The 3,589-nt window shown below is 47.8% G+C and carries 6 protein-coding genes; all 6 read right to left on the bottom strand.

From position 1 onward, the window contains the following. The coding region (locus B2633_RS14045) for a 4Fe-4S double cluster binding domain-containing protein (RefSeq protein ID WP_483171366.1) at positions 1 to 167 on the bottom strand (167 nt) is incomplete at its 3' end. Between the two features lie 148 nt (positions 168 to 315). Continuing rightward, positions 316 to 1,047 carry a class I SAM-dependent methyltransferase gene (locus B2633_RS14040; RefSeq protein ID WP_483171362.1) on the bottom strand — a complete coding sequence of 244 codons (732 nt, stop codon included), beginning with the start codon at positions 1,045 to 1,047 and terminating at the stop codon, positions 316 to 318. Positions 1,048 to 1,165: 118 nt separating this feature from the next. Beyond that, positions 1,166 to 1,582: a secondary thiamine-phosphate synthase enzyme YjbQ gene (locus B2633_RS14035; protein ID WP_483171361.1), complete on the bottom strand. Its 417-nt coding sequence runs from the start codon at positions 1,580 to 1,582 to the stop codon at positions 1,166 to 1,168. A gap of 147 nt (positions 1,583 to 1,729) precedes the next feature. Further along, positions 1,730 to 2,443 (bottom strand): ABC transporter permease, encoded by a 714-nt coding sequence (locus B2633_RS14030; protein ID WP_483171360.1) that lies wholly within the window; start codon positions 2,441 to 2,443, stop codon positions 1,730 to 1,732. Continuing rightward, complete coding sequence (locus B2633_RS14025) at positions 2,440 to 3,123, bottom strand: fluoroquinolone export ABC transporter permease subunit (protein ID WP_483171359.1); 684 nt, start codon at positions 3,121 to 3,123, stop codon at positions 2,440 to 2,442. Before B2633_RS14025 ends, B2633_RS14030 begins: the two co-directional genes overlap by 4 nt. Next, positions 3,120 to 3,589 (bottom strand): AAA family ATPase (locus B2633_RS14020; RefSeq protein WP_483171358.1); only part of this gene is annotated, 470 nt, incomplete at its 5' end. The genes B2633_RS14020 and B2633_RS14025, both read right to left, overlap by 4 nt.

Here is a 3,589-nt window from a genome sequence, read left to right as displayed (position 1 = left end):
GGTATTGCTTCGTACCACTCGTTCATGGCCGATAAACACCTTTGATTATCAATGAGAAACCTGTCTTTTCTTATTGCCCCTGTGGGACAATTATCTATGCAGATACTGCAACTATGGCACATTTCTGCTGTTACTGCATTTCTCCATTCGTCTTCTTCGCATGGCACATCCGAAAAATAGGCTACCAACGAAAAATTACTGCCCAGTCCATTAACATATGTGATGCACACGATGTGAGGCTATGATCTGTAACCTGTCACCGTGCCTTATCTTCATTGGTTAACTCTGTCGTAATAAATAACCCCCAGGTATCTTTTACCTTTTCCCTGCTGCCACCAATAGCATCATCGGACGGCGCAGCTCGTCCTGCATACCGGGATCGCCCATAAGTTCATTGGCCGGTTGGGGTTCTACTAATTTGATGATCTTGAAGCTATTCTCAATGAGGGTGTTGATATAGGTGGTCAGGGTGCGGTGATATTTCGTGACTTCTTCGCCTAGGAAGATTGCTTTGCGCTCCCCTTCTTCGAAATATCGGTCTACCGGCCAGTGCAGTGGTTTGCCATTTGCATCGCAATACCATTGCTGCTCCCCTTGTGCGGTAAAAATGGGATGTTCGACAGAAAAGACAAAATCGCCACCGGGTGCCAGGCATCGGCTGACTCCCTTGCATATATCGTCAAAAGACTTGATGTAGTGAAATACCAGCGAGCTGATTACTGTATCAAAGGAGTTCTCCGGGAAATCGATATCCTCAACCGGCATATGGATATACTCGATAGAGGTGGCGGTCGTTTTTAGCCGGGCTTCCTGCAGCATCTTTTCTGAAAGATCAATCCCCATCACCCGCCGCGCACCCTGCTCAGCCGCATAGCGGCAATGCCAGCCAAAGCCGCACCCCAGATCCAGAACACGCCGGTCCCGGAAATCGGGCATCATCTTACGAAATTCATGCCATTCGCCTGAGGCCTGCAAACCGCCTACAGAGCGCGCCATTTGCTTATATTGGCTGAAAAATCGTGGATCATCATACTTATTCTCTTTCACTTTCCTCACGCCCTTCCAAGACAACAAGACAAATGAACCGTCTCCTTGTCTTGCCTTGTCTTGTCTTATTTCACTCACGCGTTTTGCACTTGCCCAGGGACGCCACTTAAGCGACTTGTTATTCCCCTATGATCTTAACGAGCACTCGTTTTGGGCGTTTACCGTCATATTCTCCGTAAAATATCTGCTCCCAGGGGCCAAAGTCAAGCTTCCCCTCAGTAATCGCCGCGACAACTTCGCGCCCCATAATCTGCCTTTTTAAATGGGCGTCGGCGTTATCTTCATAGCCATTATGACGGTATTGGCTGTACGGCTTTTCCGGGGCCAGTTGTTCAAGCCAGTCTTCAAAATCCTGATGTAATCCGGACTCGTTATCGTTAACAAACACACTGGCGGTAATATGCATCGCATTTACCAGCACCAGCCCTTCGGTGATGCCGCTTTCATTAATACAGGACTGCACTTGCGCAGTGATATTCACATAGCCCCTGCGGGACGGCAGATTAAACAGAAGTTCCTTACGGTAAGATTTCAACTCAATCCCATCCTTTTCTTCATTCTCCGACGGGGACAGGGGGACGGGGACAGGGGGACGGTTCCTCTGTCTTGCCCCTTTACCTAAAACATTCCTGACTCTGGCAAGACAGAAGAACATTCCGCCGTCTTCCTTCGTTTCTGCCTCTTAGTAGAGCTTTCTGACGAATCGTCCATAAAGCAGCCAAATCCAAATTAGAGATATCAACGCTGCCGGCAATAGCAGCAGTACGTTTTGCGTAATACAGAATTCCGCAATCCAGAAAGAGGGCAAGGGTGCGGCGAGATATTTGACGTTCGATAATATGAAAAATGGTACCAGCAGTCCTAGTATCAAAAGTCCCGCCATTTTTGCCATTGCCATACCTTCCACTCTGTTGCGCGATAAGGAAAAGATCAAGAGTGCCACGGTTATACTCAGTAAGCAGGTCAGCAGGCAAACAGCCAGTGCTGTCCAAAATAGCCAGACTGTTAAGGTAAAAAACGACATCAGCAATACAGATGCCACCAGCGCGATTAGTGCCGGGAATACCAGCCTTGACATGACATAGCCTGATTTTCCCACTGGAGTAACTGCCATGTATCCTGCCATATTCTCATCCCGTTCGGTCAGCATCACCATCGCAGAAACATAACAGAACAGATACGGGGTTAACAGACTAAGTAGCAGATCAAACAGAAGATAGTAATCCGACAAAATCGCTTGCTGCTGAAAATACCCGCATAACAGCCCCTCAATCAATGGAATGCCATATCGGAAAAATAACGCCGCCAGCAGGGGGGCGAAACAAACCGCCCAAAGCATATTGTCTCTGATAATTTGACGGATGAATACGCCAAAAGAGCGCCAAAGCGGTTTCACAGCTTGATCCCCCCCAAGGATTTAAACATTTTGACAACCGCCCTGTTTGCCAACATGGCGATAAGAACAGTCCAGACTGCCAGGACCGCCAAAGCAGCCCCAGAGTGCCTCCCGTTTTGCAAAAGTTCAATCGTGCTGGCACCTGGATGCAGCAACAGCCAACCCGGGTCCCATCTGAAAAGATAGGCAATGGCCGGAATGTTGATCAGCAGTTCAGCCGGTACCGCGGCAAGCATGAAATCATTCAGACTGATACTTTTGGCAGCAGCAATAAGCCCCACTGCTGAAAATAGGCAGGAGCACAAGAAAACACCGATAATAAAATAGAAAGGATTCTGTACTGCTTGGGCGGGTATTCCGATCGTAAGAGCAACTATGGTGGAAATTAAGGCAATCGAAAGCACCTTGGACAATATGTATTCGTACGGCCTGATCGGGGATATGGCGATGCTGTCCAGCGCGCGTTCGCCTTTTTCGAACAGGATGAGTGCTCCCATGAAAAACAGCCCTATCGCCGCAGGATCCGAAAAAATCAGCAGGACTGAAGTTTTCCCCCTCCATGCCTCTGGCAGTGCAAACAGGACGCAAATATACAAAATGGAGAATACGACATATAAAAAGTAAAACCCGTATTTATACTGAAGCCGAAGATCACCGAGCAGCAATGCTTTTAGCTTCATTGCAGCCGCCTCCCTGTCAACTCTACGAAAACATCGTTCAGAGTGGGTTCACTGCTATGAATTGACAGCAGCCGGTTTTCACTAATCATTTTTTGCAGTACTACGTCTTCTCCCGTGCGGTTTAAAATTCCCTCCGCCTCTTTCTCCTGTCCATTCTCAAGATAGCTATACTTGATCTTGGAAGCCCTTTTGGACATGATCAAATTACGAGGCGTATCAAGAGCCCTCAAGTCACCATCCACGATAAAGGCAACCCGGTCGCAGAGTTCGGTCGCATCATACATATTATGAGTGGTCAGCAAAATGGTTTTCCCCCGCGCTTTTTGCTGCAGTATAATATCCTTCATTTGCCTGGCATTAGAAGGGTCAAGCCCGGAAGTCGGTTCATCCAAAAATAATAGTTTGGGATCATGAAGCAGAGCTTTTATGAAGTTCAGCCTCGATTTCATTCCTTTGGAAAAATCGG

This window comes from Syntrophomonas sp. UBA1041 (genome assembly GCF_002316705.1).
Classification (GTDB): Bacteria; Bacillota; Syntrophomonadia; order Syntrophomonadales; family Syntrophomonadaceae; genus DTU019.
This window is presented reverse-complemented; position numbering and strand designations above follow the sequence as displayed.